The organism is Pseudomonas umsongensis (genome assembly GCF_012647205.1).
Lineage (GTDB): Bacteria > Pseudomonadota > Gammaproteobacteria > Pseudomonadales > Pseudomonadaceae > Aquipseudomonas > Aquipseudomonas umsongensis.
On sequence record NZ_CP051487.1, the window covers coordinates 4,980,490 to 5,003,316 of the forward strand.

A 22,827-nucleotide genomic window follows, 5' to 3' on the forward strand; every position below is an offset into this window, starting at 1 on the left:
CACTGTTAGCTTGTAGGAGCCAGGCTTGCCGGCGAACTGTTCGCCGCGGTGCACCTGACGGACCGCATTATCGTTCTTCGCGGGCAAGCCTACCTCCTACGACGAAACACGAAACACGAAACACGAAACATTTTCTTTCATATCACCCTTCGGGATTTCGGGTGCTCATCCGTCCTATATAGATGCAGTCCTGTCGCGTGGGCAAAAGCCACGACCGGACCGTCCATGGACCTCATCGCTGCGAAGCCCGTAGCAGAGGCCCTTCATCGATATAAGACGCCTCAATCATGTCGAAGAAATCCCGCTCAAAAATCTGGTTCCTGGTCCACAGCTGGCTGGCACTGCCGATCTGGTTTTTCGTGCTGATCGTCTGTGTGACCGGCACGCTGGCGGTGGTCAGCCAGGAGATCGTCTGGCTGGCCAATCCGCAAATGCGTGCCAGCCAACCGGCGGATGACGCGCCACGGCTCAATTACGACCAGATCGTTGCCGCGATCAAGCAAGCCGAACCCGACATCATCGTCGACAGCATCAGCCGCCCCGACGAAGCACATTTCGCGCTGGACGTTCGCGTCAACTACCCCGATGGGCGTGAGTTGACGGTGTACGTCAACCCATACACCGGCGCCATCCAGGGCCCCGCCCCGCAATTCAACTTCCAGGCCTTCACCCGTGCCCTGCACGGCTGGTGGCTGGTGCCGTTCACCAACGGCTACAGTTGGGGCTGGTACCTGGTGTCGTTCCTCAGCCTGCCGATGCTGGCCTCCCTGGTGACAGGCCTGGTGGTGTACAAGCGCTTCTGGAAAGGCTTTTTCCGGCCAACCCTGCGCATTCGCCAAGGCGCACGGATTTTCTGGGGAGATTTCCATCGCCTCAGCGGCATCTGGTCGATCTGGTTCATCGCGGTTATTTCCGTCACCAGCACCTGGTTCCTGATCGAAGCGTTCATGTTCGATAACCAGATTTCCATCTCCACCGCGCCGGTGGCGGCCGTGGTCCCGCGTGAAAGCGTGCCGCTCACCACCGATGGATCGCCCACGCCGATGATCAGCCTGGAGGCGGCGATCCGCGAGGCCAAGGCGCGCATCCCGGGGCTCGACGAGAGCTTTGTGAGTATGCCGGCCAACGCCTACAGCTACCTGTCGGTGGGCGGGCGCAGTTGGTATCCGCTGATGTTCCAGACAGCCGACATCAATCCCTACACTGGCGAAGTCGCCGCCACGCGCCTGCTGTCGGACCGCTCGAGCCTGGAGTTCGTGACCGAATCCATGCGTCCGCTGCACACCGGTGATTTCGGCGGAATCTGGATCAAGCTGATCTGGTGCTTCTTCGGCCTGCTGTTGAGCATGATGGTGCTCAGCGGCCTGCTGATCTGGACCAAGCGCACCGCCCTGGCCACGGCCAACGCCCTCAAGCGCAGCAACAAACGACCACGCGACGAGGCTGCTACGGCGAGCAGCGCTGGAACCACGGAGATCAGCCAATGAGCCAGGTCCCCACGCACGCAACCCGTTCGACGCTGAGCCGCTTCTGGCACAAATGGCGTTTCCACATCAACGTTCTGCTGCTGCTGGTGCCGCTGGGTTTCATGCCCAAGTACTTCGCCGATGCCGCGCTGTTTCGCGGTGATACGGGCCTGGGCGAGCGGGAAATCGGCGAAGTCCAGGTCGGCCCCTGGAGCCTGCGCCTGGCCGAACTTCGTAATGAAGCACCACGGCCCGATGGCCCGGCCGGCTACATGAAGAGCTTCAACGCCGCGCTATGCGACAGCTGTCGCGAGCAGGTCAAGGCGACTTACCTGCGCATCGGCAAGCCCCGCAGCCTGCGCGCCGCCGGAGTGATTTTCTTCGGCACGCCCTACCGTATGGGCGCCATGCTGCCGGTCCCGGCAAAAACCAAGGCCGACGCCGAACTGTGGATCACCATGGAAGGCTGGGACGGCTCCATGCATCAGGCATCCATTCCTCTGAGCCAGGCCTCCCCCGCCACCCTCGCCTGGCTGTCCACCCAAGGAGGCAAACCATGATCAACCTCATCCGCCCTATGAGCGCCGCGTTGCTGGTACTTAGTGCCGGCTTCAGCGCCAGCGCCCTGGCGCACAACCCGATGTGCGAGTGCAAGGCCATCGACGCCGAGCAGATCAAGTGCACCGGCGGTTTTTCCGACGGCAGCGGTGCACCTGGCGTGACCCTGGACGTGATCGGCTACGACGAAACCATTTTGGTGCCGGGCAAGCTCGGGGCCGACTCGACCTTGACCTTCAAGAAGCCCGGTGCCGAGTTCTATGTGCTGTTCGACGCAGGCCCCGGCCACGTAGTCGAGATCGACCAGGCGGACATCGAAAGCCCATGAGTACGCCAACCACGCACATCGTCCGCCCGGCCGGCGCCGGCCATGAAACCCTCTATGTATTGCTGTTGTGCCTGATGATCCTGGCGGTGGCAGGTTCAGTAGTCGCCTGGCGCGGCGAGTCGCCGCAAGTGAGCAGCGTCAACAGTCATCAACTGGATGCCCGCCGCGATCTGAGCGCTTCCGAACAAGGCATCTACGCCGATTTACGCGTGACTCTGGATGAGATTCACCTGCTGCGCCAGGAACAACACAGCCTGCCGACACCTGAAAGCCTCGCCGATGAAGGATTTGCCCCCTTTGCCCGGGACGCCAGCTCAGTCAGTCGTGGTGGCCATGCCTGGCAATTGCTCGAGGCCGGGGCGTACTTCGGGCAGAGCCAGAGCGTCGACGTGGCGGGCTCGTTCCTGATGCGCCTGAGTGCGAACGACGACGCCCCGGACATCTGGCTCAACCGCGCCGCCGACCTCAAGGCCCCTGTCGACCTCAGCGATGCCACGCTTGAAGGCGCCGGCTGGCAACAGGTCGTCGCGCAATTCGATGCCGGCGTGACCCGCCAGCACCGGCACTGAACCTTCGCCTTCCTCCGAGAGAAGACCGCTTTCCCATGCCTATTTCATCGCTACGTTCTTTCCTGTGCCTGTCACTGATCGGCCTGCTGGCCTGCCTGTTGACACCCCTGGCCAGCGCCGATGAGGCCAAGCGCCTGCGCATCGGCATCACCCTGCACCCGTATTACAGCTATGTGGCCAACATTGTCGGCGACAAGGCCGAGGTGGTGCCGCTGATTCCCGCCGGCTTCAATCCCCATGCCTACGAACCACGGGCCGAGGATATCAAGCGTATCAGCGGGCTCGACGTGATCGTGCTCAACGGCGTCGGCCATGACGACTTCGCCGACCGTATGATCGCTGCCAGTGAAACGCCGAACGTGCCGGTGATCGAGGCCAACGAAAACGTACCGCTGCTGGCTGCCACCGGCGTCGCCGCGCGTGGCGCGGGCAAAGTGGTCAACCCGCATACCTTCCTGTCGATCAGCGCCTCGATTGCCCAGGTCAACAATATCGCCCGTGAACTGGGAAAACTCGACCCGGCCAACGCCAGGACCTACACCGAGAACGCCCGCGCCTACGGCAAGCGCCTGCGCAAGATGCGCGCCGACGCCCTCGCCAAATTGACCGCGGCGCCGAACGCCGAGTTGCGCGTGGCCACGGTTCACGCCGCCTACGATTACCTGCTGCGCGAATTCGGCCTGGAAGTGACTGCGGTGGTCGAGCCGGCCCACGGCATCGAACCCAGCCCCAGCCAGCTGAAAAAGACCATCGACCAACTGCGTGAACTGGACGTGAAAGTGATCTTTTCGGAGATGGATTTCCCCTCCACCTATGTCGACACCATCCAGCGCGAATCCGGGGTGAAGCTGTATCCGCTGTCGCATATCTCCTACGGCGAATACACCGCCGACAAGTACGAAAAGGAAATGACTGGCAACCTCAATACCGTGGTGCGGGCGATCCAGGAGTCCGGGGCATGACATCGAAAGCAACCATCCCGGGCGATGCCCAATCCCCTGTGGGAGCGAGCCTGCTCGCGAAGGCGTCCAGTCAGGCGACTTCATCATTGAATGACACAGCACAAACGCGAGCAGACTCACGCCTGCAGGTTTCGGGTCCGACCCTGGATTTCGCCGACATCAGCCTGACCCTCGGTCGCACGACCATCCTCGACCACGTCACGTTTCAAGTGAGGCCCGGTAGTGTGCATGCGTTGGTAGGCCCCAACGGCGGCGGTAAAAGTTCGTTGATCAAGACCCTGCTCGGACAGATGCCGCACCAGGGCCGCTTGAGCCTGCAATGGCCAGGCGAGCCGGGAACGATCGGCTACGTGCCCCAGGCGCTGGAATTCGATCGCGGCCTGCCAATGACCGTTGACGATTTCATGGCCGCGATGTGCCAGCGACGCCCGGCGTTCCTTGGCTTGAGCAAGCACTACGCGAAGGCGATTGGCGACGCGCTGGAGCGGGTCGGCATGCAGGACAAGCGCAAGCGCCGCATGGGCGCGCTGTCGGGAGGCGAGCGTCAGCGGGTGTTGTTGGCGCAAGGACTGATTCCGGCGCCGCAACTGCTGGTGCTCGACGAACCGATGTCGGCCCTTGATGAAGCCGGCATCCGCGTGTTCGAACGCTTGCTGGACGATTGGCGTGCGGCGGGCATCACCGTGCTGTGGATCGAGCACGACCTGGAAGCGGTCGGACGCCTGGCCGATCACGTCACCGGGCTGAATCGCCGCGTGCTGTTCGACGCCACGCCACGACAAGCGCTGACCCCCGATCGCCTGCTCTCCTTGTTTTCGACCCATCCACGGAGCGCTGCCTGATGAGTTACGAAGCCTTTCGATTGATGGTCCAGGGGTGGGCCTCGTCGGGTTATCTGCCTGAGGCGCTGGCCTATGGATTTGTCGTCAACGCCTTGCTCGCCGGCCTGTTGATCGGCCCGGTGCTGGGCGGTCTGGGCACCCTGGTGGTGGTCAAGCGCTTCGCGTTTTTTTCCGAAGCGGTGGGCCACGCGGCACTGACCGGCGTGGCCATCGGCATCCTCCTGGGCGAACCCTACACCGGGCCATACGGCAGCTTGTTCGGCTACTGCCTGCTGTTCGGCATCTTGCTCAACTACCTGCGCAACCGCACGGGCCTGGCGCCGGATACGTTGATCGGTGTGTTTCTGTCCGTGTCGTTGGCGTTGGGTGCCAGTCTGCTGCTGATCCTGGCGGGCAAAATCAACGTGCACATCCTCGAGAACGTACTGTTCGGATCGGTGCTGACGGTCAACGGCAATGACCTGCTGGTGCTGGCCATCGTCGGTTCGCTGGTCATGGCCCTGGCCTTGCCACTGTACAACCGTATCATGCTCGCCAGCTTCAACCCGCAATTGGCGGCAGTGCGCGGGGTGGCGGTGAAGTCCCTGGATTATCTGTTCGTAATTCTGGTAACGCTGATCACTGTCGCCGCCGTGAAAGTCATCGGCGCCATCCTCGTTGGTGCGTTACTGGTGATACCGGCCGCGGCGGCGCGCCTGCTCAGCCAGTCACTGAAGGGCTTCTTCTGGTGCTCGGTACTGATCGCCACCGTGAGCACGCTGTGCGGGATTCTCGCACCGATTGTCTTTGACCTGCCGATCCCGTCCGGTGCCGCGATCATCCTGGTGGCCGGTATCGCCTTTGCCCTGGCCGCCATCGCGCGCGGCGTCGTCCCCAGCCTCAAAGGGAACCTTGGATAAATGTCATTTTCTCTGCGACAACTGACCCTGGCGCTCGCCCTGTGCGGGCTGGCCACAACCGCCATCGGCGCTGACAGCAGCAAACCTTTGCGGGTGCTGGCTTCATTGCCGATCACCTACGGCCTGGGCGAAGTGCTGCTCAGAGGCACCGATGTCAGCCTTGAGCGCGCGGCGCCAGCCAACCTGCCTGGCAGCCGCCAGACCGCCTACTTCACCGGACGTGGCGCTCCGGCGCTGGCCAAGCTGGCGACCGGCGCCGATGCGGTGATCGGCTTGCGCTCGCTGTGGCCGGACGATCCGCTGTACCCGATTTCCCGGCGCAGCAACATCCGCATCATCGAAGTCGACGCCGCGCGTCCAGTGGATGGCGCCCTGCCCGGCATTGCCGTGCAGCCGGGCAGCAAGGTCGATGGCTTGAACAGTCAGCCGTGGCTGGCCAGCAACAACATGGGACGCATGGCCGACGTGATGGCGGCGGACCTGGTGCGCCTGGCCCCCAAGGCCAAACCTGCGATCGAGGCGAACCTGGCGACGCTGAAACAGCGGTTGCTCAAACTCAGCGCCGACAGCGAAGCGCGCCTTGCTGCCACGGACAACCTCAGCGTGATGAGCCTCAGCGATCACCTTGGCTACCTGATCGGCGGACTCAATCTGGAGTTGGTTGGGCTCGATGCACGGCCGGATGCCGAATGGACGCCAGAGGCGCTGAAGGTATTGGAGGCGACGCTCAAGGACAATGATGTGGCGGTGGTGTTGCATCATCGGCAGCCCTCAGACGCGGTGAAAGCGGCGATTACGGAGGCCGGGAGTCGGTTGGTAGTGTTGAGTGTCGACGCCGCTGATCCGGTGGCGGAACTGGAAGGAAATGTGGATCTGCTGATCAAGGGGTTGAGCGGAGCATAGCACCAGATACACCGCTTTATCGTTCTTCCCGTAGGAGCCAGGCTTGCCGGCGAAGAACGATAACGCGGTATGACAGATAATCCGCAGTGTCTGGTTCGCGGGCAAGCCTCGCTCCTACAGGCGAAGAACGATAACTCAGTGTGACAGCTACGCCGCAGCGCCTGGTTCGCGGGCAAGCATGAACTGGTCAAGTAATCCCGGACACCGGTTACGGTGTTTATGCCGCTTTTTGCTCCATGGCTATTGGCGACAGGTAGTTGTTGTAGCTATGGAGCCTGGTGCGGTTGTAGTACATGAAGAAGCGCACCATATCGGTTTTAGCTTCTTCAATCAGGCTGTAGCCGCCACGCGGCACCCACTCTGACTTCAGCGTGCCGAAAAAACGCTCTGTTGGAGCATTGTCCCAGCACTGCCCGCGATGGCTCATGCTTTGCAAAATGCCGTGGCGCTTCAGTTCCTCTTGAAACTTGCGACTGGTGTACTGACAGCCCTGGTCTGAGTGAAACATCAGCCCAGGAGGACACGTGCGTACCTCTGTCGCCATGCGTAGTGCCTTGCTGACCAAGTTGGCGTCATTGACCAGAGAAAAGGCCCAACCAATGACCCGACGAGCATATAAATCAATCACGATGGCCAGATGAACCCAGCGCTTGCCCACCATCAAGCTCGTCACGTCGCCACACCAAACCTGATCGACTGCAGTCGGTTTGAAGTTGCGTTTGAGCAGATTGGCCGCGACAAATGCTTCCACTCCTTTGGATCTGAATGGGTGAGGCTGGCGTTGTTTACTGACAATATTGGCCTCCCTCATCAGCGCTCTGACAAGGCTGCGTCCAACGGGAATGTTTTGGGACTTCAACTCCTTGCTAATCATTCTGGAACCCATGGCTTCACGGCTTTCGCCATGCAGTTCAACCACTTTGAGCTTGAGTTCTTCGCGTCTGATCCGTGGTTGGGCTCGCCGCTGAATCCACTCATAAAAGCTGCTGCGCTTCACACCAAAAACACGACATACCACGGCCGTCGGGAATAACTCTCTTAGCTCCGCGATCATCGAAAACGATCGGGATCCGACATCAAGAGAGCGGTAGCCTTTTTTAAGATCTCGGCTTCCATCTCCATGCGCTTGATTTTGGCTTTCAGTTCCTGGATCTGGCGCTGATCTTCGGTAATCGCCTTGGTGCCCTTGACTGGCTGGCCTTCGCGCTCCTTGCGGACTTGATCGACCCAGCGCCGTAAAGCCGTAGGCCCGATATCCAGCGATGCACAAACATCTGGAATTGAGCAGTTATCATCAAGCACCATGCTGGCAGCATGCAGCTTGAACTCGCGGGTATAGACCTTTCTTTCGTTCATGGAACCTCCAAGTTGGCGAAATCATATCGCCCTTAAGAGGTGTCCGGAATTATTAGGCCAGTTCAGCCTCGCGCCTACAGGCGGAGAACGATAACGCGGTGTGACAGCTACACCGCAGTGTCTGGTGCTCGGGGCCTCATCGCTCGCTCCTACAGAATGAAAAAGCCCGCTGACCAGACCGGCTCAGCGGGCTTTTTGTTTGCAGGCGTTGACTCAGTGCGCCACAGCCACCTGCTCATCCATCTTCTGGCGCAGACTCAGCGGACGCATATCGGTCCAAGTCTCTTCAATATAGGCCAGGCATTCTTTTTTCAGCCCGCTTTTGCCCACGGTACGCCAGCCCTCGGGCACGGCTTTGTAGTCGGGCCAGATCGAGTATTGCTCTTCATGGTTGACCACGACCTGAAAGAGGATGTCCTCGCGGTCGAATACTGACGTCATGCTGTCTCTCCATCGCTGCAGGGTCGGCTGTACGCTGTGTGCAGCCGCTATATGGAAGGAACGTTCCAGGGCTCTGGAAATTTAGAGACTGGCGGTGGCAGCGGCCAATGCCCTGCCGAAAATCTCGGCCACTCGATCAATTTCCGAGGCGGTGATCACCAGCGGTGGCAGAAAGCGAACCACGGCACCCAGGCGGCCGCCCAGTTCAAGGATCAAGCCGCGCTTGAGGCATTCACGCTGCACCAACGGCGCCAGTCGCGCAAACGCCGGAGGATGACCCAGGGCATCCGTCACTCCGGTCGGATCGACCAGCTCCACACCGAGCATCAGGCCTCGACCTCGAATATCACCCAGCTGCGGGAAGTCACGCTGAAGGATGCGCAGGTGCTCGTTCAGGCGTTTGCCCATGGCGGCGGCATGTTCGCAAACCTTGTGTTCGACCAGGTAATGCATCACGGCGGAACCGGCGGCCATCGCCATCTGATTGCCGCGGAAAGTCCCGGCATGCGCGCCCGGCAGCCAGGTGTCGAGCCAGTCGCGATAGACCACCACGGCTAATGGCAAGCTGCCGCCGATTGCCTTGGACATGACTACCACGTCCGGAATGATCCCGGCGTGCTCGAAAGCGAACATCTTGCCGGTACGGGCAAAGCCGCTCTGAATCTCGTCGACGATCAACGCCACGCCGGCTTTTTCGGTAATCCGGCGCAAGCCGCGCAACCAGTCCAGATCGGCCGGGATGACCCCACCCTCCCCCTGCACTACTTCGACGATCACTGCAGCCGGCAGCTGCACGCCGGCCTCGGGATCGTTCAACAGGTTTTCCAGATAGTGGAGGTTGGCCTTCACCCCCTGAGCGCCACCCAGGCCAAACGGGCAACGGTAATCGTAAGGGTACGGCATGAACTGCACGCCGCTACTAAGCAACGCACCCAGGGGCTTCTTCGGCCCAAGGCTGCCCATCAGGCTCAACGCGCCCTGGCTCATGCCGTGGTAACCGCCCTGGAATGACAGCACGGTGCTGCGGCCGGTGGCCGTACGCACCAGTTTCAGCGCGGCTTCCACCGCATCGGTGCCGGTGGGACCGCAAAACTGGATCTTCGCTTGTGCAGCCAAGGCTTTTGGTAACAAGCCGAACAGGTCCTGGACGAATTGATCCTTAACCGGCGTGGTCAGGTCCAGGGTGTGCAGCGGCAGTTCGTCGGCCAGCACGCGCTGGATCGCTTCGATCACCACCGGGTGGTTGTGCCCCAGGGCCAGCGTCCCGGCGCCGGCCAGGCAATCGATGAACGTGCGACCCTCAACATCTTCGACATACAGGCCCTTGGCGCGCTTGAGTGCCAGGGGAATACGGCGCGGATAGCTGCGGGCGTTGGACTCCTGCTGGCTTTGACGCGCCAGCAACGGCGATTCGTTGAACTGATAAAGCGTGTCGGCCGGCACCGGAGTAAACCGGGCCGACTGGTCTTGCACAAGCCTGGTAGCGACGGACATCTCTCGACCCCTCAATAAGGTTTTCCTGTTCTGGAAACGCACCGGGAGCCCGAGGATTTAGACCACAGCCAACGCTTTGTGCATGGGGATGGCATAGAGACCCGCTACCGCGAACGCCTGGGCGTAGGCCCGATAACCCAGGCGCCGGTAAAAAGCCTCGCCGGTGCGGGTGCTGTTGAGTCGTGAATGCCGCAGCCCCTGACCGATCAACCAACCTTCGAGATCGCGCACCAGCGCTTTCCCGATCCCGCGACGAAACCATTCCGGCAGTACGTAACAGAACGCTACCTTGCCGTTGCTGGAGGCCATGGCGACACCCACGGGTTTGTCCTGCAAGAGCGCGATGTTCAGGTACAACCGCCGGTCGGTGAACCAGGGAAGAATGTGTTCGATGGTCTTGTTATGGGTCCAGTTGGCAACGGTTCGCAGGTTGTTGCGGTGGTCGGGCACGCAACCGACCCGGATGGAGCGCTTTATGATGCGACAAATGATGCCGGCGTCCGCCGGGGTTGCCTGGCAGGTGTGTAGCGAAGCTTCCATGATGCTGTGACCTCAGTCCGTTGAGTCTGAGCAACGATAGTCGTGGAAGGTCCGGGCGGCCAATACCGAGAAGTTACATCTCATGTGCACACAAACCCAATGCAGGAGCAGCCTTCGGCAGCTCCTGCAGGGGTGTTCAGGTCGGCTGCAACGGCATCGTCAGTTCCACCCGCAAGCCATCCGGCCGGCTGTCGAAATGCAGGGTGCAACCACAGCGCTGGACGATCGCCTGGACAATCGCCAGGCCGAGGCCGCACCCGTTGCTCTGGCCGTTGCGCCAGAAGCGTTGGGTCAGGTGTTGCAGGTCGTCATCGACAATGCCAGGGCCATGGTCCCGCACCACGAACTGCACGCGGTTACCGCTGGTTTGAAGGCTCAGCTCCACCGGCCCCTCGTCGGGTGTATGGCGCAAGGCGTTGTCCAGGAGGTTACGCAGTGCGGCAATCGACAGCACCGCGGGCATTTTCACCGGGGCATGGGAGACCCTGGTCGGCAGCTGGAGCCTGATGCGCTGACGATCACCACCGGCCGCATCCTGTATGGCGAGTTTCGCCACCTGCTCGGCACTGCACTGCACACCATCGTCAAACGACAGGCTGCCCTCGACTCGCGCCAGCAACAGCAGTTGTTCGAGGGTGCGATGCAGACGGTCGGCGCCCTCTTCGGCCCGGGCCAGGGATTGATCCCGTGCCGCGCCTTCGGTCATGCGCGCCACTTGCAGGTGAGTCTTGATGGCGGTCAGCGGGCTGCGCAATTCATGGGCTGCGTCACCGGTCAGCCGACGCTCGCGTTCGATGGTCTTGCCGATGCGCTGGAACAACTGGTTCTGCGTGTCGAGCAAGGGCTGCAGTTCACTGGGCAACGGCTGGACCTGCAAAGGCTCAAGCGAGTCAGGGCTGCGGCGCATCAAGGCGTCGCGCATGCGATTGAGCGGCGCCAGTCCCTGACCGATGCCGAGCCAGAGCAGGCACAGGCAACCGAGCAGTGCCACGCCCACCGGCACAGAAGCGGCCAGCAGGATCGACATGTTCAGCGCCTCGCGTTCGATTTGCCGGTCGGCCGTGGTGATCCGCAGGTCGCCACGGGCCAGGGTGAAGCTGCGCCACGGCGCACCGTCGATGATCTGGTCGTGGAACCCCATTTTCTCGGCTTCCAGGGTTTGCCCCGGATCACTGTGGCTGCGGGCGAGGATTTCACCCCGTAGCGAACTGACCTGACACGCCATGCCGCCGGGAATATTCAGTTGCTCGGCACTGAAATGGGTACCCTCGCCCTTGCTCGGCAACGCCGGCAATTGCTCCATGAGCCCGGCGACCATACGTGCCGAGGCCACCAGGCGCTGGTCGAGGGAAAACATCATCTGGTTGCGCAAATCGCTGAGCATCCAGGCCGCTGCCAGGGCCCAGATCAGGGCAAAAGCGCCGCCGAGCGTCAGGCTCAGGCGCAAACGCAGGCTCATCACTTTTTCAGTTCCCCTGCCCCATCAGCCGGGCCCAGGCGATAACCCAGGCCGCGCACGGTCTCGACGATGCCGTTGCCGAGCTTGCGCCGCAGGTGATGGATATGAACGTTGAGGGCGTTGCTTTCCAGTTCGTCGTTAAAACCATAGACGCTGTCCTTGAGCTGCTCGGTCGACAGCACCCGGCCACGGTTATGCAGCAGCGCCTGCAACAGTGACTGCTCACGGCGCGACAGGTCCACCGGCTGGCCGGCCAGGGTAGTTTCACGACTGCTCGGATCGTATGTCAGCGGGCCATGCTCGATCAAATTGACGCTGCGCCCCGCCACCCGCCGCAACAGTGTGTGCAAGCGGGCGGCCAGTTCACGCAGATCGAAAGGCTTGAGCAGGTAATCATCCGCACCCGCCTGCAAGCCGTCGACACGATCCGTTACCGAGTCGCGGGCGGTGAGGATCAGCACCGGGATCTCCAAGCCGCTGTGGCGCAACTGCTGCAATAGCTTCAGGCCGTCTTCATCGGGTAACCCGAGGTCGAGCACCATCACGTCGAATTCCGCGACCTTGAGCATCGCCCGGGCAGCGGACGCCGTGGCGACGTGCTCCACGGTCAACCCCTGGGCGGTGAGACCGGCAACGATGCCGCTGGCGATCAGCTCATCGTCTTCGCAAACCAGTACGTGCATGGGCGCTCCAGAAATAAAAACCTGAGTGAAACAGCTCAGGATTAAGGCGTAATTATGTCAACTGCGACGACTGACGAACAGCCCGGCTGTCTGTCACCCCCATTCGTTATATTACAAATAGTTTAGTTGCATGACGATACAAACATCACTAAAAACCATTTCCTGCAAAATAAACCAGAGCGATAAACTATTTACCATACGAACACTACAATCCAACCATCAAATCAAAACCACCAATCCCTGAAGACCCTAATCGACAAACGAAAGAGCTTCACCCGCTGAAAGGAATCAGCCCATGCCAAACTTCAACAACTTCGTCGCTACAGATTGGCGCTCCGGCAAGGACCGCATTTACTTTTTCTTCAAAGATACCAACAAATACACCCGATTTGACCTTGGCGATCGTCAAGTCCCTGACAGCTTTCCTAGAGAAACCACGCAATACGCGTGGCCCGGTTTCCACGAAAATGCCGAGCACCTGCGGTTTGGCTTCACCACCACGGGCCTGGATACCAGAATCGCCGGTGGTTCCGACGACTTTTCCTGGTTTTTTTATTACGACGGCAAGACCCCAATGGTCTGTAAATACGACCAGGATCAAGATAAGACACTAAACAACTACCGTGTTGAAAACTCAATATGGGCGCCGATATTTCCCTATTTCGAGCGCATCGTAGCGGGCACCTGGTGGCAACTTACAGGTAAAAAATTCCTGTTTCGCTTCCTCCTCAATGACGGACATTACCTGTCTTTCGACTATCAAAAAAAACGACTGACACACGAAGAAATCACCGCCACCTCCATGCCTGGATTAGAGCGTTTTAAACACCGAATCATAACGGCCGCGCAGAATGACAGAACTTTTGCCGATAGTTTTTACTATATTTTTCTAAACCGAGGTCAGTTCCTCATCTACAACATCCAGCAAAACCATCTGCATTCCGGTCCGCACGGGATGAACGATGAGGCGTGGCCCGGCCTGTTCCGAGACTGAGTATTCGTGAAGGCGCGGTTAATCATCGGTTAATCGCCAACCGCCAATGTGCACCTCACTTGCACAGGGACAAGGCTTACCCATGCGTCGACTATTTTTGTTGTTTGTTCTCTTGATCTCGGGTTTGGCCCAGGCAGGGACTAATCCGTTTGAAACCCAACCTGAATTCCTGCCGGTGGACAAGGCGTTCGTCTTCACTTCCGAGCGCCTTGAATCAGGGGAAACACAGCTCTATTGGCAAATCAACGATGGCTACTACCTCTATCAAAAACGCTTGAAATTTGATGGGCTGCCTGCGGATCAACAGCCTTTGTTACCGGAAGGTGAATCCCACAGCGATGAGTTCTTCGGAGAACAGCAGGTCTATCGTCAAGGCCTCGAACTGAAAATTCCCGCGGGCGCCAGCGGTCAGATCAAGGTCGGCTTCCAGGGCTGTGCCGATGCCGGCCTGTGTTATCCGCCACAAACCCAAGTCGTGGATCTGGGCGGGCAATCCCTGACGGGCACGGCAGACGAAGCGCCGGACCAGGCCTTGGCCAGCAATCTGCAGCAACGAGCGCTGGGCTGGAGCCTGTTGGTGTTCTTCGGTCTGGGCTTGCTGCTGGCGTTCACCCCGTGTTCGCTACCGATGCTGCCCATTCTGGCGGGGCTGATCGTCGGCAGCGGCGCTACGCCCAGGCGCGGCGTGGCCCTCGCCAGCAGCTATGTGGTGAGCATGGCGCTGGTGTATGCGGCAATGGGTGTGTTGGCTGCATCTTTAGGGGCAAACCTGCAAGCCTGGTTGCAGAACCCTTGGCTGCTAGGCACTTTCGCGGCGATCTTCGTGCTGCTGGCGTTACCGATGTTCGGCTTCTTCGAGCTGCAACTGCCGGTTGCCGTGCGGGATCGCCTGGAAAACGTCTCGCGCAATCAGCGCGGTGGCAGCCTGGTCGGCGCTGGAGCGCTAGGCGCGTTGTCCGGCCTGCTGGTCGGCCCGTGCATGACCGCGCCGCTGGCCGGCGCGCTGCTCTACATAGCACAGAGCGGCAACGCACTGCACGGCGGGTTGATCCTGTTTGCCATGGGCATCGGCATCGGTGTGCCGTTGTTGCTGCTGGTGACGGTTGGCAATCGCTTCCTGCCCAAGCCTGGCGCCTGGATGAATCTGCTCAAAGGCATCTTCGGCTTCCTGTTTCTTGCCACGGCGTTGCTGATGCTGCGCCCGGTGCTGGATGAATCGCTGTGGGTCGGCTTGTGTGGTGCATTGCTGCTGGTCGCGGCCTATAGCGCGTGGAAGCAGTCGGATGGGTTTGGACGCATCGCTCATCTGTTCGGTGCCAGCTCGCTCCTGCTGGGTTTATGGGGCAGCCTATTGCTGATCGGCGCGGCGGCGGGCAGTGATGATCTGTTCAAGCCGTTGCAAGTCTTCCGCGCTTCCGGCTCGGCCGTCGCCGCTGTGCCAAGCGGCCACGACGCCTTTACCACGATCAAGGACCCTGTGGTCCTGCAACGGGAACTCGATGCGGCGCAAGCGCAGGGCCAGTGGGTGCTTCTGGACTACTATGCCGACTGGTGCGTGTCGTGCAAGGTCATGGAAAAACAGGTGTTCGGCAAGGCGAAAGTGCTGGAAGCCCTTAGCGACGTGCGCTTGCTCCGACTGGATGTCACCGCCGACAATGCCGCCAGCCGCGAACTGCTCGGCCGTTACAAAGTGCCGGGGCCACCAAGCTTGCTGTGGATCGGCACCGACGGTATCGAACGACGCAGCCAGCGCATCACCGGCGAGGTCGATGCCGACACTTTCCTGCAACGCTGGACCACCACCCGAGACGCCCGTTAATGCTGACTTTTACCCTCGGCACCTTTGCCATCGCGCTTAACCATCTGCTGCTGATCAGTGCCTTGGTGTTGGCAACATTCGTCGGCTGGCGGGTGGCCAAGCGTGGTGGCGAGAATCCCGAGTCAGTGCTGTTCGGCCTGTTCCTGATCGGCATGCTCGCGGCGCGAATCGGTTTTGTCGCCGTTTACTGGACGCACTATCGCAGCGACCCCTGGCAAGTCATCGACCTGCGCGACGGCGGTTTCCTCGCCTGGCCTGGGGTCATCGCACTGGTGCTCGCCACACTATACCGTGGCTGGCGTCGCCCGGGACTGCGTCGTCCCTTGGGCTTCGGCGTGGCCAGCGGCCTGGCATTCTGGTTGCTGGCGACCTTTTCGCTGACCATTTTTGAACAGGGCACGCGCCTTCCGGACATCACCCTGCGCAATTCCGCCGGTGAAACCGTGCAATTGGCGGACTACAAGGGTGGCCCGTTGGTGATCAATCTCTGGGCTACCTGGTGCCCGCCCTGCCGCCGGGAAATGCCGGTGCTGGAGCACGCACAGCAACAGCGCCCCGACCTGACCTTCCTGTTCGTAAACCAGGCCGAAAGCATGCAAAGCGTCAGCACGTTCCTGGAAACCCAAGGCCTGAGCCTGTCCAATGTGCTGTTCGACGGCGGCGGTCGCCTGGGCCAGGCCGTCGGCTCCATGGCATTGCCAACTACGCTGTTCTATAGCCCCGAAGGCCGCCTGTTGGGCAGTCATCTGGGTGAACTGTCACAAGCCAGCCTGGCTCGCGCGCTGGAAAACTTCGATTCCGTTCCTGCCACTTCTTCAAGGAAACTGCCATGTCCCGCCTCCGCCACCTGCTGACCCTGAGCCTGGGTGCCGCCCTCCTGCACCTGCCATCGGTGCAGGCCGAAGAGTTGCCCGAGGCGATCAAGAAGATCGAAGCCAAGGGTGCGAAAATCGTTGGTCAATTCGACGCCCCCGACGGCTTGCGCGGCTACGCGGCGCAATACCAGAACCGCGGCATGGCGCTGTACCTGACGCCCGATGGCAAGCACGTTTTGCTCGGCAATCTGTACGACGCCGAAGGCAACGACCTGAGCAGCGCACCACTGCAGAAACTGGTGTACGCGCCAATGTCCAAGGAAGTCTGGGGCAAGATGGAGGCAAGCAACTGGATTGCCGACGGCAAGAAGGATGCACCTCGGATCGTCTACATGTTCAGTGACCCTAACTGCCCATACTGCAGCATGTTCTGGGAACAGGCGCGGCCATGGGTCAAGGCTGGCAAGGTGCAGTTGCGGCACATCATGGTCGGAATCATTCGTGAGGACAGCCCGGGCAAATCCGCCGCCCTACTCGCTGCCAAAGACCCGCAAAAAGCCCTGTACGACCACGAAGCCGCTGGCAAGGGCAGCACGCTCAAGGCCTTGAAGGATGTTCCGCCAGCGATCCAGGCGAAGCTCGCCGCCAACATGCAATTGATGGAAGAGCTGGAGTTGTCTGCCACCCCAGCGATTTTCTACATGGACAGCAAGGGTGAACTGCAACAGCAACAAGGCGCGCCGTCGCCGGATAAGTTGGTGAAGATACTCGGACCCAAATAATGGAATCGAACGCAATGGCGCACACCGGCCATTGCGACCGCTTAGATCCGCGTGCAGATTCAACTCCTGGGGCCCTGCCCTTTGCTCACAACTAACGCCTCTAATTGCGATTTTTTTACGCTATGAATGCACGTGAGCCAAGAGAACTGGATAGTCCGTAAGACATCCATAAACAATTAACAACAAGCAAATTCCGCACCACAAAAACACACCAAACACTAATACATCTGCTAGTTTACTTACCTAAATATAGGTGAGATAAGTTGTTTCGCATTAGAAAAAATGATTTAAAACCGCCAAGAAACCTTCATAACCATACAGACAATAAATGATTGAAACTTCAGGATGGAAAAATCATGAACATCAAAACCGAAACCAGAAACAACAACGAAGCCCCGATAATTGAAAACCTCAACATTACGTGGCACTCCATCAGCCTGAGTATAACGCCAAATCCGTTTTATCCTGTAACCACCATAACCGAGAATGGTATAGCTAAAGAGTGGTATCGCGGAAACGGAGGTAACGTTACCATTAATAATCTAACAAGAAACAGAATGTACTCCTGGGAGGTAGTCGGGCTAGACCCTATTATTGGCCAGACAAAGTCATTTATGCTGAATTTTTCTACGCTCGACAGAAAAAAACCAACACCTGTGGACTACTTGGATTATTATGATCTTAAACCCGGTAGCGTTTCATTTTTTTGGCACGGCGGCACAGTAGACGGCGGAACTGCTAAATATGAAATAAAACGAGATGCCGTACTACTCGACACACCCCTTAGGCCCCCCTACATCGACACCACTCCAGCAGAAGGGCGTAATCACACTTACTGCATTCGCACCTTTGATGACGAGCTTAGTTTTTCCGACCCTGTGTGCGTAGAAGTATATTTTGAAGACCTCACCAAACCAACCGACCCCACTAATTTAGTAACAAGCTCCCTTGCCCTGACATTAAGCTGGGAGGAGTCTTACGACAGCTCCGGTACAATTCGTTATCTAATCGATCAAGGTATTGGAAACGATCTGGGGACCACGGTCGAAACCCAGTTTGCTGTTGATCACCTGGAAGCAGATAAGCGATATGAGTTCGGTGTGACAGCAGAGGACCCAACGGGTCATAAGTCGAATCGAGTGATTGTGCACTATCCCCCACTGGGCGTTCCTTTCAAAGGGAAACGATAGCCTCTCATCTGTTGATGGCAGGTGCCACGCAATGAAAAAAGGCGCTGAGTGGAATATCCATCCAGCGCCCTTTACCGAGATCATGAAGATCTTAACTCCCCTTTACCTCAACCGGCGTCTTGTTCTGGTCTTCGATCAAGTTGTAGCGATAGACGCGACCTGCTTCCTTGTTGAACGTAAAATCATTTCCTGGAATCAGGTGGACCTTTTTCGTCGGCCGGCATTTATCGTCGTTCTTCGCTTCACAGTCCTTGAAGGCGTCGATAACCACTACGCTATTACCATTGTTTTGCACTTGATAGCGAACAGCGCTGTTATCGACTTTTGTATCAAACCGGGTGTTGGCCGGGCGAACAAAAAATACCATGCCATAACCGGCCATCACGTTAAACCCGGCAGACATCTCCTTTTCATAGGATTCGCGTTCACTGTCGGAGACGGCAAATTTATCTTCCTTTTCAGGTACGACTGGCATAAAACGGACCCGAAAATAACGCTCTATGCTCCGGTCACCGGTGTAAAGCAGGCGGGTTCCCTGGGTTCCCTTGGCCGGTACGATAAGCCGGGCCGGGCTGGCGACCAGACCATCACGGGTGCTGCCCTCGACCATCTTCAATGGTTCTTCGCGGGAAGCGCCGTTCTTTTGGTAAAAAATCTCCTTGATCTCGACTTTGACAAACGCCGTCGAGGTACCGCCGTTACGAATGCGTTTTAGATAACTACTTTGGTTACCTCCCATAAAGTCGTAGAACGTACCAATTTGCAGGCTGGGACCGGCATAAGCCCCCATACTGAACAACGATGTGCAGAGCAGTGTATAAATAAATTTCATGATATAAAGCCTCGTGCGAGAAACTAGCCTGAGTAAGCCTCGGGCCGTGCTACTGCCGTTAGATGTCCGCGTCAAATTTAATCGTAACGGTTCCGCGATAACTACTGTCACTTACCATATGTTCGACTTCGCTGGCGGGTACCTCAAAGTGCAATAAGCTGGGGTTTCTATTGGGCACCCCCAAAGACTTTATGTGTGGAATACCGGTATCCGCATTCAGTGAACGCCGTTCTACTGTATTCCCCACATCGTCCACCCAAGGACTTGGCAGGCTCACACTAATATCGACCGGCACCTGATGAGTTCCGTTACTGATCTCACATCTATTACCCGCCAAACGCTCACAACCGAGCTCCATCTTGAAGGGCGTGCTAGACAATATGAAAAACCGCAGATCAGCCAATAACTTCTCGTTTTGTCGACCATGATTGATCCAATCCATCCAGCCGCCCTTGGGGGCCAAACTAACCCTGTCGGTGGACATTTCGACCTTGACGTCTTGCTTCACCGCAAGGTTCAAGTCGAACGTCATCATGGATTGGCTCGGATTCAAACTTCCCATGTTGAAGTCGCTCCCTGGGCCGCCTACCGTGTAGTGCACTGAACCCTGATAACCGCCACTTATCAGCCTCTCTGGTCGTACAGCGCGTAACTCATAATGAACGTCGAGCTTCTGCAAAACCAGGCCGGGAATATTGCGATCGGCATCCCTTGGACATGTATCGACGATTTCATTCGTTGCCCAAAATGCTGAAAAACTGCGTCCGTCATGAGCAGCGGTTTGCTCACTGCCAGCGACTTTAGTGCAATTGCCGGTCTTCTCCGACCACGACGGCGTCCAAAGATAGGCATGAGCATCAAAATCAGAAAGTCCTGGTTGTCCAAGAAGAGTTTGTGCGGTTTGCCCCATGGTATAACGGGTACCCACCCCGCCAATTCGAATTTGGATCTCTGCAGTTTCGCCAGGAATGCTGTTATGGGTAACCGTAAACGTGCGCCATCTTGCGTCAATACCAAAGGGGATTACGTCACTGGTATTGAAACTCCCCGGCCACGTCAGGGTAATGGGAAATTCGTTACTTCGAATTTTTGCGATGTTACATCGCGAACTAAAGATTGGATTCGCGCAATAGCCGGTAATCGGCGTGTTATTTATAATCACTGCGCTTCCAGGATTACTCGGATCGGGTTTTATTTCTGCGTCCACCACCAATGCATTGGCAGAAGCCGTATAAAATCCACAGAGTGTCGATAACAACACCAGGCGGCTCATTAGCTTGTTCATTTGACTTTCCTGTGTACGCCATGTTCTGGCTGCTATTGTATAAGTGCCTATCAACTGGCTTTCTCAGACTTATAAGCAGCTTCGGCCAAAGTGTCTGGATGACACCGCAGATCGCCTACCATCAGCACATCATTCTCTCGCTGGGAGGTTGGATCGAGCCTGAACTGACATAACAACTGACTGTCGTGCCGCACTTCAAGTGTAGGCGATTTTTCACTAAGTTCCATGGAGAAGAACCCATCGACTTCGCTGACGCCACGACTGGCATGGTTGATAACATGATGGCCTTTCAACGGTTTTCCACTGGCATCCACCAGACGGCCCATCACCGTCACGGTCTTGAGGATACGCACCTGGCGATAATCCACGCCGCCCTTATTCAAGTGATAAGTGGTACGCGCAGGGTGAATGGATGCGGCGGGCACGTCTGTACCGTTGAAATCAAAATTCACCGTGCCGTTCTTGTAGGCCGACACCGGAATGAAATTACGTCCTGGACGTAACGTGGTGCTGGTGCCGGACAAATCGTCGGCGCGCATCTGGATATCATCCACCTCGCTTTCGACATCAATGATCATTCCCGCCTGCCTCGTCGAGGCCTGACCGCTGAGAACAGCCTTTTGGCCACTGACTGCCAGGGTGCTGTCCAGATTCAAACCACCGCTGACGTGACCGTTGTAGGAAGAACGTTGTACATGCATGGAGCCGTTGACCTGATCGGTGATGAAATCGGCCGTGCCCGCCAGCCCCGTCCCGTAGACATCCCTACTGGCGGTTGCAGAAACACTTTGCAGTACGTGATCCTTGAGGTCCCGACGATAGGAAACCGATGCGTTGGAATCGCGCCCACCGTCACGCGATGTGCGCTGACCGACGCTACCGGACACTTGGTGACCGTCTGAGCCCAGCGCCAGGCGCAGGCTGATATCGACCCCCCTGTTGCGCTGATCAGCCGTGCCAACTGTCCCCGGCCGGTCAAATACCGCCACGCGCCAGTCGGCGTTATGGCCAAACAGCTGTGCATTACGGGTCCAACTCAGGTCGATGCCCAAGCCCTCGGAGTACCCTTCGCTATGGGAGACTTGCGCGCTGACCGAACTCTTGCTGTTCAGGCGCTGGTTTACCGCCAGCGACGTGTTGCTGGTTTGCCCGTTATAGGTATTGCGCTGGCGAATATGGGTCCCGTCCGGCAGCTGTTCGTAAGTATTGCGCGTGTCCAGCCAGCTGCGCTGATGGCGCAATACCAGGCTACCACCGTTGTATTGATGCACAGCTTGCAGCTCCATCCCCGTGCCTTGGCCCTTGGTCTGGGAAACGCTGCTATAGAAAGAGGTCCTGTCGCCCGCCGTCCACTCGGCGGAAGTGCCTAACTGCATTTGCTCCTTGACCTGTCGCGCGGACAAGCCCAGGACAACTCGCGGATGCAATAGAAAGTTGAAGGCTGCGCCCGCGGTCAAATCACCATCATCGCGTTCCTGCCAATTGCTGAGCAACTTGCTTTCGCGACCGGCGAAAAGGTTGTAACGCCAGCGATTTTCCGGGTTGTTCCAGTTCCTGGGCTTGTAGATAAGTTCCCGGTTGCTGGAGATCAACTGGCCGTCTTCGATCAGGCGCACTTCCACCTCGTAGATCCCGCCCGGCAACGGACGCGTGTCCAGCGTCTGAAGTCCGCTGGCTACCTGCTGGCTATTGATCAGCACGCCGTTGCGATAAATTTCGACCATCGCTTGGCGATTGGCGGTCACGGAAATCGGATAGAGGCTGGGTTTAGGGTTATCAATTGCCAGGCTGTCAGAACTGCCATACATCATGCCCAACACCGTATCGGGGCCAGAGCCGATGGTGCGCACTGGCCGAGTCAGGCCTTGCGCGCTGGGTGTAAAGTAACCGGCACGAAAGAAGGTGCCTTCCAGTTCCCGCTGGGTATGCAGTTCGTGGACCGCATGCTTGATGCCCGTGTCGGCACCCGACATACGCGAGAGTTGCGCGTTGAAGGTGTTCGTCCAGTTAGCCAGACTCGCGCTCGCTTCCAGGCCATAACGACCGGCCGGGTTCTGCTCTTGTCCACCACTGATGTTCAGTTGATTGCGCACAATCAGGCCGACGCTGCCGCCTTCCGGCTGATCGTGAAACTGGCGAGCTTGCGGATCGCGTTCGGCGTTGGCCGTTACCAGCGACACCGTGGAGTCTTCAAGGCTGTAGTGAACCGTCAGCAATTCCCGAGGGCAGCCGCTTTTGCACGCGCCCAACGCCACGCCCTGGATCAAGAGAGCGGCCCACTCATCGCGCTCGCTGGAAGTCAGGTCACTGTCTCGTGTGTCGGTAAAGTTGATCAGTGTCACCCGCTCGTCACGGCTTAACAGGATCATTGCTTCGCCTAGAAACTGTTGATCAACTTCCACCCGGACTGCCAATGGAACATCAAAAAAGAATTCATGAAAATCTGCAGGCAAGCCTTCAGCCTGTTGAAGCAAACTAACGGACTGGGCCGCTGGCTTGGTTTCACTGGCAAGCGCGCCCGCGCAAATAATTAGCGCAAGCGCTCCCGCGATAGGAGTCTTCGAAAACATGGAAGTTTATCTCAAGTTAGCGCTTGCTTGTGCAAGTTAG

At 58.3% G+C, this 22,827-nt stretch carries 23 protein-coding genes; 13 read left to right on the plus strand and 10 right to left on the minus strand.

Annotation, left to right across the window (positions count from 1 at the left end; all coding sequences use genetic code 11):
• Window positions 1-287: 287 nt before the first annotated feature.
• Genes HGP31_RS22375 through HGP31_RS22410 form a run of 8 tightly spaced genes read left to right on the plus strand, consistent with a single transcriptional unit; the run spans window position 288 to window position 6,527 of the window.
• The gene (locus tag HGP31_RS22375) at window positions 288-1,487 is read left to right on the plus strand and encodes a PepSY-associated TM helix domain-containing protein (RefSeq protein WP_033041963.1); all 1,200 of its coding nucleotides are present in this window, start codon (window positions 288-290) and stop codon (window positions 1,485-1,487) included.
• Window positions 1,484-2,026 (plus strand): hypothetical protein, encoded by a 543-nt coding sequence (locus tag HGP31_RS22380; protein WP_020795962.1) that lies wholly within the window; start codon window positions 1,484-1,486, stop codon window positions 2,024-2,026. Before HGP31_RS22375 ends, HGP31_RS22380 begins: the two co-directional genes overlap by 4 nt.
• Window positions 2,023-2,352: a hypothetical protein gene (locus HGP31_RS22385; protein ID WP_033041967.1), complete on the plus strand. Its 330-nt coding sequence runs from the start codon at window positions 2,023-2,025 to the stop codon at window positions 2,350-2,352. The genes HGP31_RS22380 and HGP31_RS22385 overlap by 4 nt, the downstream gene beginning before the upstream one ends.
• Window positions 2,349-2,921, plus strand: a complete 573-nt coding sequence (locus tag HGP31_RS22390) for a DUF6162 family protein (protein ID WP_168758704.1) — start codon at window positions 2,349-2,351, stop codon at window positions 2,919-2,921. Before HGP31_RS22385 ends, HGP31_RS22390 begins: the two co-directional genes overlap by 4 nt.
• 35 nt (window positions 2,922-2,956) lie before the next feature.
• Complete coding sequence (locus HGP31_RS22395; protein ID WP_168758705.1) at window positions 2,957-3,883, plus strand: metal ABC transporter substrate-binding protein; 927 nt, start codon at window positions 2,957-2,959, stop codon at window positions 3,881-3,883.
• The gene (locus tag HGP31_RS22400; RefSeq protein ID WP_240963499.1) at window positions 3,880-4,725 is read left to right on the plus strand and encodes a metal ABC transporter ATP-binding protein; all 846 of its coding nucleotides are present in this window, start codon (window positions 3,880-3,882) and stop codon (window positions 4,723-4,725) included. The genes HGP31_RS22395 and HGP31_RS22400 overlap by 4 nt, the downstream gene beginning before the upstream one ends.
• The gene (locus tag HGP31_RS22405) at window positions 4,725-5,624 is read left to right on the plus strand and encodes a metal ABC transporter permease (protein ID WP_033041974.1); all 900 of its coding nucleotides are present in this window, start codon (window positions 4,725-4,727) and stop codon (window positions 5,622-5,624) included. Before HGP31_RS22400 ends, HGP31_RS22405 begins: the two co-directional genes overlap by 1 nt.
• Window positions 5,625-6,527, plus strand: a complete 903-nt coding sequence (locus tag HGP31_RS22410; protein WP_083349560.1) for a metal ABC transporter substrate-binding protein — start codon at window positions 5,625-5,627, stop codon at window positions 6,525-6,527.
• 217 nt (window positions 6,528-6,744) lie between these two features.
• Here the strand turns inward: HGP31_RS22410 and HGP31_RS22415 are convergent, their stop codons facing one another.
• The 7 genes from HGP31_RS22415 to HGP31_RS22440 all read right to left on the minus strand — a co-directional run bounded on the left by HGP31_RS22415 (window position 6,745) and on the right by HGP31_RS22440 (window position 12,500).
• On the minus strand, window positions 6,745-7,581 hold the full coding sequence (locus HGP31_RS22415; RefSeq protein WP_240963500.1) for an IS3 family transposase: 837 nt from the start codon (window positions 7,579-7,581) through the stop codon (window positions 6,745-6,747).
• Window positions 7,578-7,883, minus strand: coding sequence for a transposase (locus HGP31_RS30625; RefSeq protein ID WP_225441856.1), 306 nt, complete (start codon window positions 7,881-7,883; stop codon window positions 7,578-7,580). Before HGP31_RS30625 ends, HGP31_RS22415 begins: the two co-directional genes overlap by 4 nt.
• A gap of 213 nt (window positions 7,884-8,096) precedes the next feature.
• Window positions 8,097-8,324 (minus strand): MbtH family protein, encoded by a 228-nt coding sequence (locus HGP31_RS22420; RefSeq protein WP_033041979.1) that lies wholly within the window; start codon window positions 8,322-8,324, stop codon window positions 8,097-8,099.
• Between the two features lie 81 nt (window positions 8,325-8,405).
• The gene (locus HGP31_RS22425) at window positions 8,406-9,818 is read right to left on the minus strand and encodes an aspartate aminotransferase family protein (protein ID WP_168758706.1); all 1,413 of its coding nucleotides are present in this window, start codon (window positions 9,816-9,818) and stop codon (window positions 8,406-8,408) included.
• 57 nt (window positions 9,819-9,875) lie between these two features.
• A complete protein-coding gene (locus HGP31_RS22430) occupies window positions 9,876-10,358 on the minus strand; it encodes a GNAT family N-acetyltransferase (RefSeq protein ID WP_020795953.1) in 483 nt (160 codons plus the stop codon).
• 136 nt (window positions 10,359-10,494) lie between these two features.
• Complete coding sequence (locus HGP31_RS22435) at window positions 10,495-11,820, minus strand: ATP-binding protein (RefSeq protein WP_168758707.1); 1,326 nt, start codon at window positions 11,818-11,820, stop codon at window positions 10,495-10,497.
• A complete protein-coding gene (locus HGP31_RS22440; RefSeq protein WP_020795951.1) occupies window positions 11,817-12,500 on the minus strand; it encodes a response regulator in 684 nt (227 codons plus the stop codon). Before HGP31_RS22440 ends, HGP31_RS22435 begins: the two co-directional genes overlap by 4 nt.
• A gap of 295 nt (window positions 12,501-12,795) precedes the next feature.
• Here HGP31_RS22440 and HGP31_RS22445 point away from each other — a divergent pair, with 295 nt between their 5' ends.
• The 5 genes from HGP31_RS22445 (at window position 12,796) to HGP31_RS22465 (ending at window position 18,100) form a co-directional block, all read left to right on the plus strand.
• Entirely contained in the window at window positions 12,796-13,494 is a 699-nt protein-coding gene (locus tag HGP31_RS22445; RefSeq protein ID WP_168758708.1) for a hypothetical protein, read from the plus strand.
• Window positions 13,495-13,576: 82 nt separating this feature from the next.
• Entirely contained in the window at window positions 13,577-15,313 is a 1,737-nt protein-coding gene (gene dsbD / locus HGP31_RS22450) for a protein-disulfide reductase DsbD (protein WP_168758709.1), read from the plus strand.
• Complete coding sequence (locus HGP31_RS22455) at window positions 15,313-16,167, plus strand: TlpA disulfide reductase family protein (RefSeq protein WP_020795948.1); 855 nt, start codon at window positions 15,313-15,315, stop codon at window positions 16,165-16,167. Before dsbD ends, HGP31_RS22455 begins: the two co-directional genes overlap by 1 nt.
• Window positions 16,143-16,910 (plus strand): thiol:disulfide interchange protein DsbG, encoded by a 768-nt coding sequence (gene dsbG / locus HGP31_RS22460; RefSeq protein ID WP_020795947.1) that lies wholly within the window; start codon window positions 16,143-16,145, stop codon window positions 16,908-16,910. Before HGP31_RS22455 ends, dsbG begins: the two co-directional genes overlap by 25 nt.
• A gap of 356 nt (window positions 16,911-17,266) precedes the next feature.
• A complete protein-coding gene (locus HGP31_RS22465) occupies window positions 17,267-18,100 on the plus strand; it encodes a fibronectin type III domain-containing protein (RefSeq protein WP_240963501.1) in 834 nt (277 codons plus the stop codon).
• Between the two features lie 91 nt (window positions 18,101-18,191).
• On the opposite strand, the gene HGP31_RS22470 is transcribed toward HGP31_RS22465, so the two are convergent.
• Genes HGP31_RS22470 through HGP31_RS22480 form a run of 3 tightly spaced genes read right to left on the minus strand, consistent with a single transcriptional unit; the run spans window position 18,192 to window position 22,787 of the window.
• On the minus strand, window positions 18,192-18,932 hold the full coding sequence (locus tag HGP31_RS22470) for a molecular chaperone (protein WP_168758710.1): 741 nt from the start codon (window positions 18,930-18,932) through the stop codon (window positions 18,192-18,194).
• Window positions 18,933-18,990: 58 nt separating this feature from the next.
• On the minus strand, window positions 18,991-20,217 hold the full coding sequence (locus HGP31_RS22475) for a hypothetical protein (RefSeq protein ID WP_168758711.1): 1,227 nt from the start codon (window positions 20,215-20,217) through the stop codon (window positions 18,991-18,993).
• A 50-nt stretch (window positions 20,218-20,267) separates the two neighbouring features.
• Window positions 20,268-22,787 (minus strand): TcfC E-set like domain-containing protein, encoded by a 2,520-nt coding sequence (locus tag HGP31_RS22480; RefSeq protein WP_168758712.1) that lies wholly within the window; start codon window positions 22,785-22,787, stop codon window positions 20,268-20,270.
• Window positions 22,788-22,827 lie beyond the last annotated feature (40 nt).

Bases quoted from the DNA above. Each gene is read 5' to 3' on its own strand.
- HGP31_RS22375 (WP_033041963.1), top strand. From the start codon at position 288: ATGTCGAAGAAATCCCGCTCAAAAATCTGGTTCCTGGTCCACAGCTGG.
- HGP31_RS22380 (WP_020795962.1), top strand. From the start codon at position 1,484: ATGAGCCAGGTCCCCACGCACGCAACCCGTTCGACGCTGAGCCGCTTC.
- HGP31_RS22385 (WP_033041967.1), top strand. From the start codon at position 2,023: ATGATCAACCTCATCCGCCCTATGAGCGCCGCGTTGCTGGTACTTAGT.
- HGP31_RS22390 (WP_168758704.1), top strand. From the start codon at position 2,349: ATGAGTACGCCAACCACGCACATCGTCCGCCCGGCCGGCGCCGGCCAT.
- HGP31_RS22395 (WP_168758705.1), top strand. From the start codon at position 2,957: ATGCCTATTTCATCGCTACGTTCTTTCCTGTGCCTGTCACTGATCGGC.
- HGP31_RS22400 (WP_240963499.1), top strand. From the start codon at position 3,880: ATGACATCGAAAGCAACCATCCCGGGCGATGCCCAATCCCCTGTGGGA.
- HGP31_RS22405 (WP_033041974.1), top strand. From the start codon at position 4,725: ATGAGTTACGAAGCCTTTCGATTGATGGTCCAGGGGTGGGCCTCGTCG.
- HGP31_RS22410 (WP_083349560.1), top strand. From the start codon at position 5,625: ATGTCATTTTCTCTGCGACAACTGACCCTGGCGCTCGCCCTGTGCGGG.
- HGP31_RS22415 (WP_240963500.1), bottom strand. From the start codon at position 7,581: ATGATCGCGGAGCTAAGAGAGTTATTCCCGACGGCCGTGGTATGTCGT.
- HGP31_RS30625 (WP_225441856.1), bottom strand. From the start codon at position 7,883: ATGAACGAAAGAAAGGTCTATACCCGCGAGTTCAAGCTGCATGCTGCC.
- HGP31_RS22420 (WP_033041979.1), bottom strand. From the start codon at position 8,324: ATGACGTCAGTATTCGACCGCGAGGACATCCTCTTTCAGGTCGTGGTC.
- HGP31_RS22425 (WP_168758706.1), bottom strand. From the start codon at position 9,818: ATGTCCGTCGCTACCAGGCTTGTGCAAGACCAGTCGGCCCGGTTTACT.
- HGP31_RS22430 (WP_020795953.1), bottom strand. From the start codon at position 10,358: ATGGAAGCTTCGCTACACACCTGCCAGGCAACCCCGGCGGACGCCGGC.
- HGP31_RS22440 (WP_020795951.1), bottom strand. From the start codon at position 12,500: ATGCACGTACTGGTTTGCGAAGACGATGAGCTGATCGCCAGCGGCATC.
- HGP31_RS22445 (WP_168758708.1), top strand. From the start codon at position 12,796: ATGCCAAACTTCAACAACTTCGTCGCTACAGATTGGCGCTCCGGCAAG.
- dsbD (WP_168758709.1), top strand. From the start codon at position 13,577: ATGCGTCGACTATTTTTGTTGTTTGTTCTCTTGATCTCGGGTTTGGCC.
- HGP31_RS22455 (WP_020795948.1), top strand. From the start codon at position 15,313: ATGCTGACTTTTACCCTCGGCACCTTTGCCATCGCGCTTAACCATCTG.
- dsbG (WP_020795947.1), top strand. From the start codon at position 16,143: ATGTCCCGCCTCCGCCACCTGCTGACCCTGAGCCTGGGTGCCGCCCTC.
- HGP31_RS22465 (WP_240963501.1), top strand. From the start codon at position 17,267: ATGAACATCAAAACCGAAACCAGAAACAACAACGAAGCCCCGATAATT.
- HGP31_RS22470 (WP_168758710.1), bottom strand. From the start codon at position 18,932: ATGAAATTTATTTATACACTGCTCTGCACATCGTTGTTCAGTATGGGG.
- HGP31_RS22475 (WP_168758711.1), bottom strand. From the start codon at position 20,217: ATGAACAAGCTAATGAGCCGCCTGGTGTTGTTATCGACACTCTGTGGA.
- HGP31_RS22480 (WP_168758712.1), bottom strand. From the start codon at position 22,787: ATGTTTTCGAAGACTCCTATCGCGGGAGCGCTTGCGCTAATTATTTGC.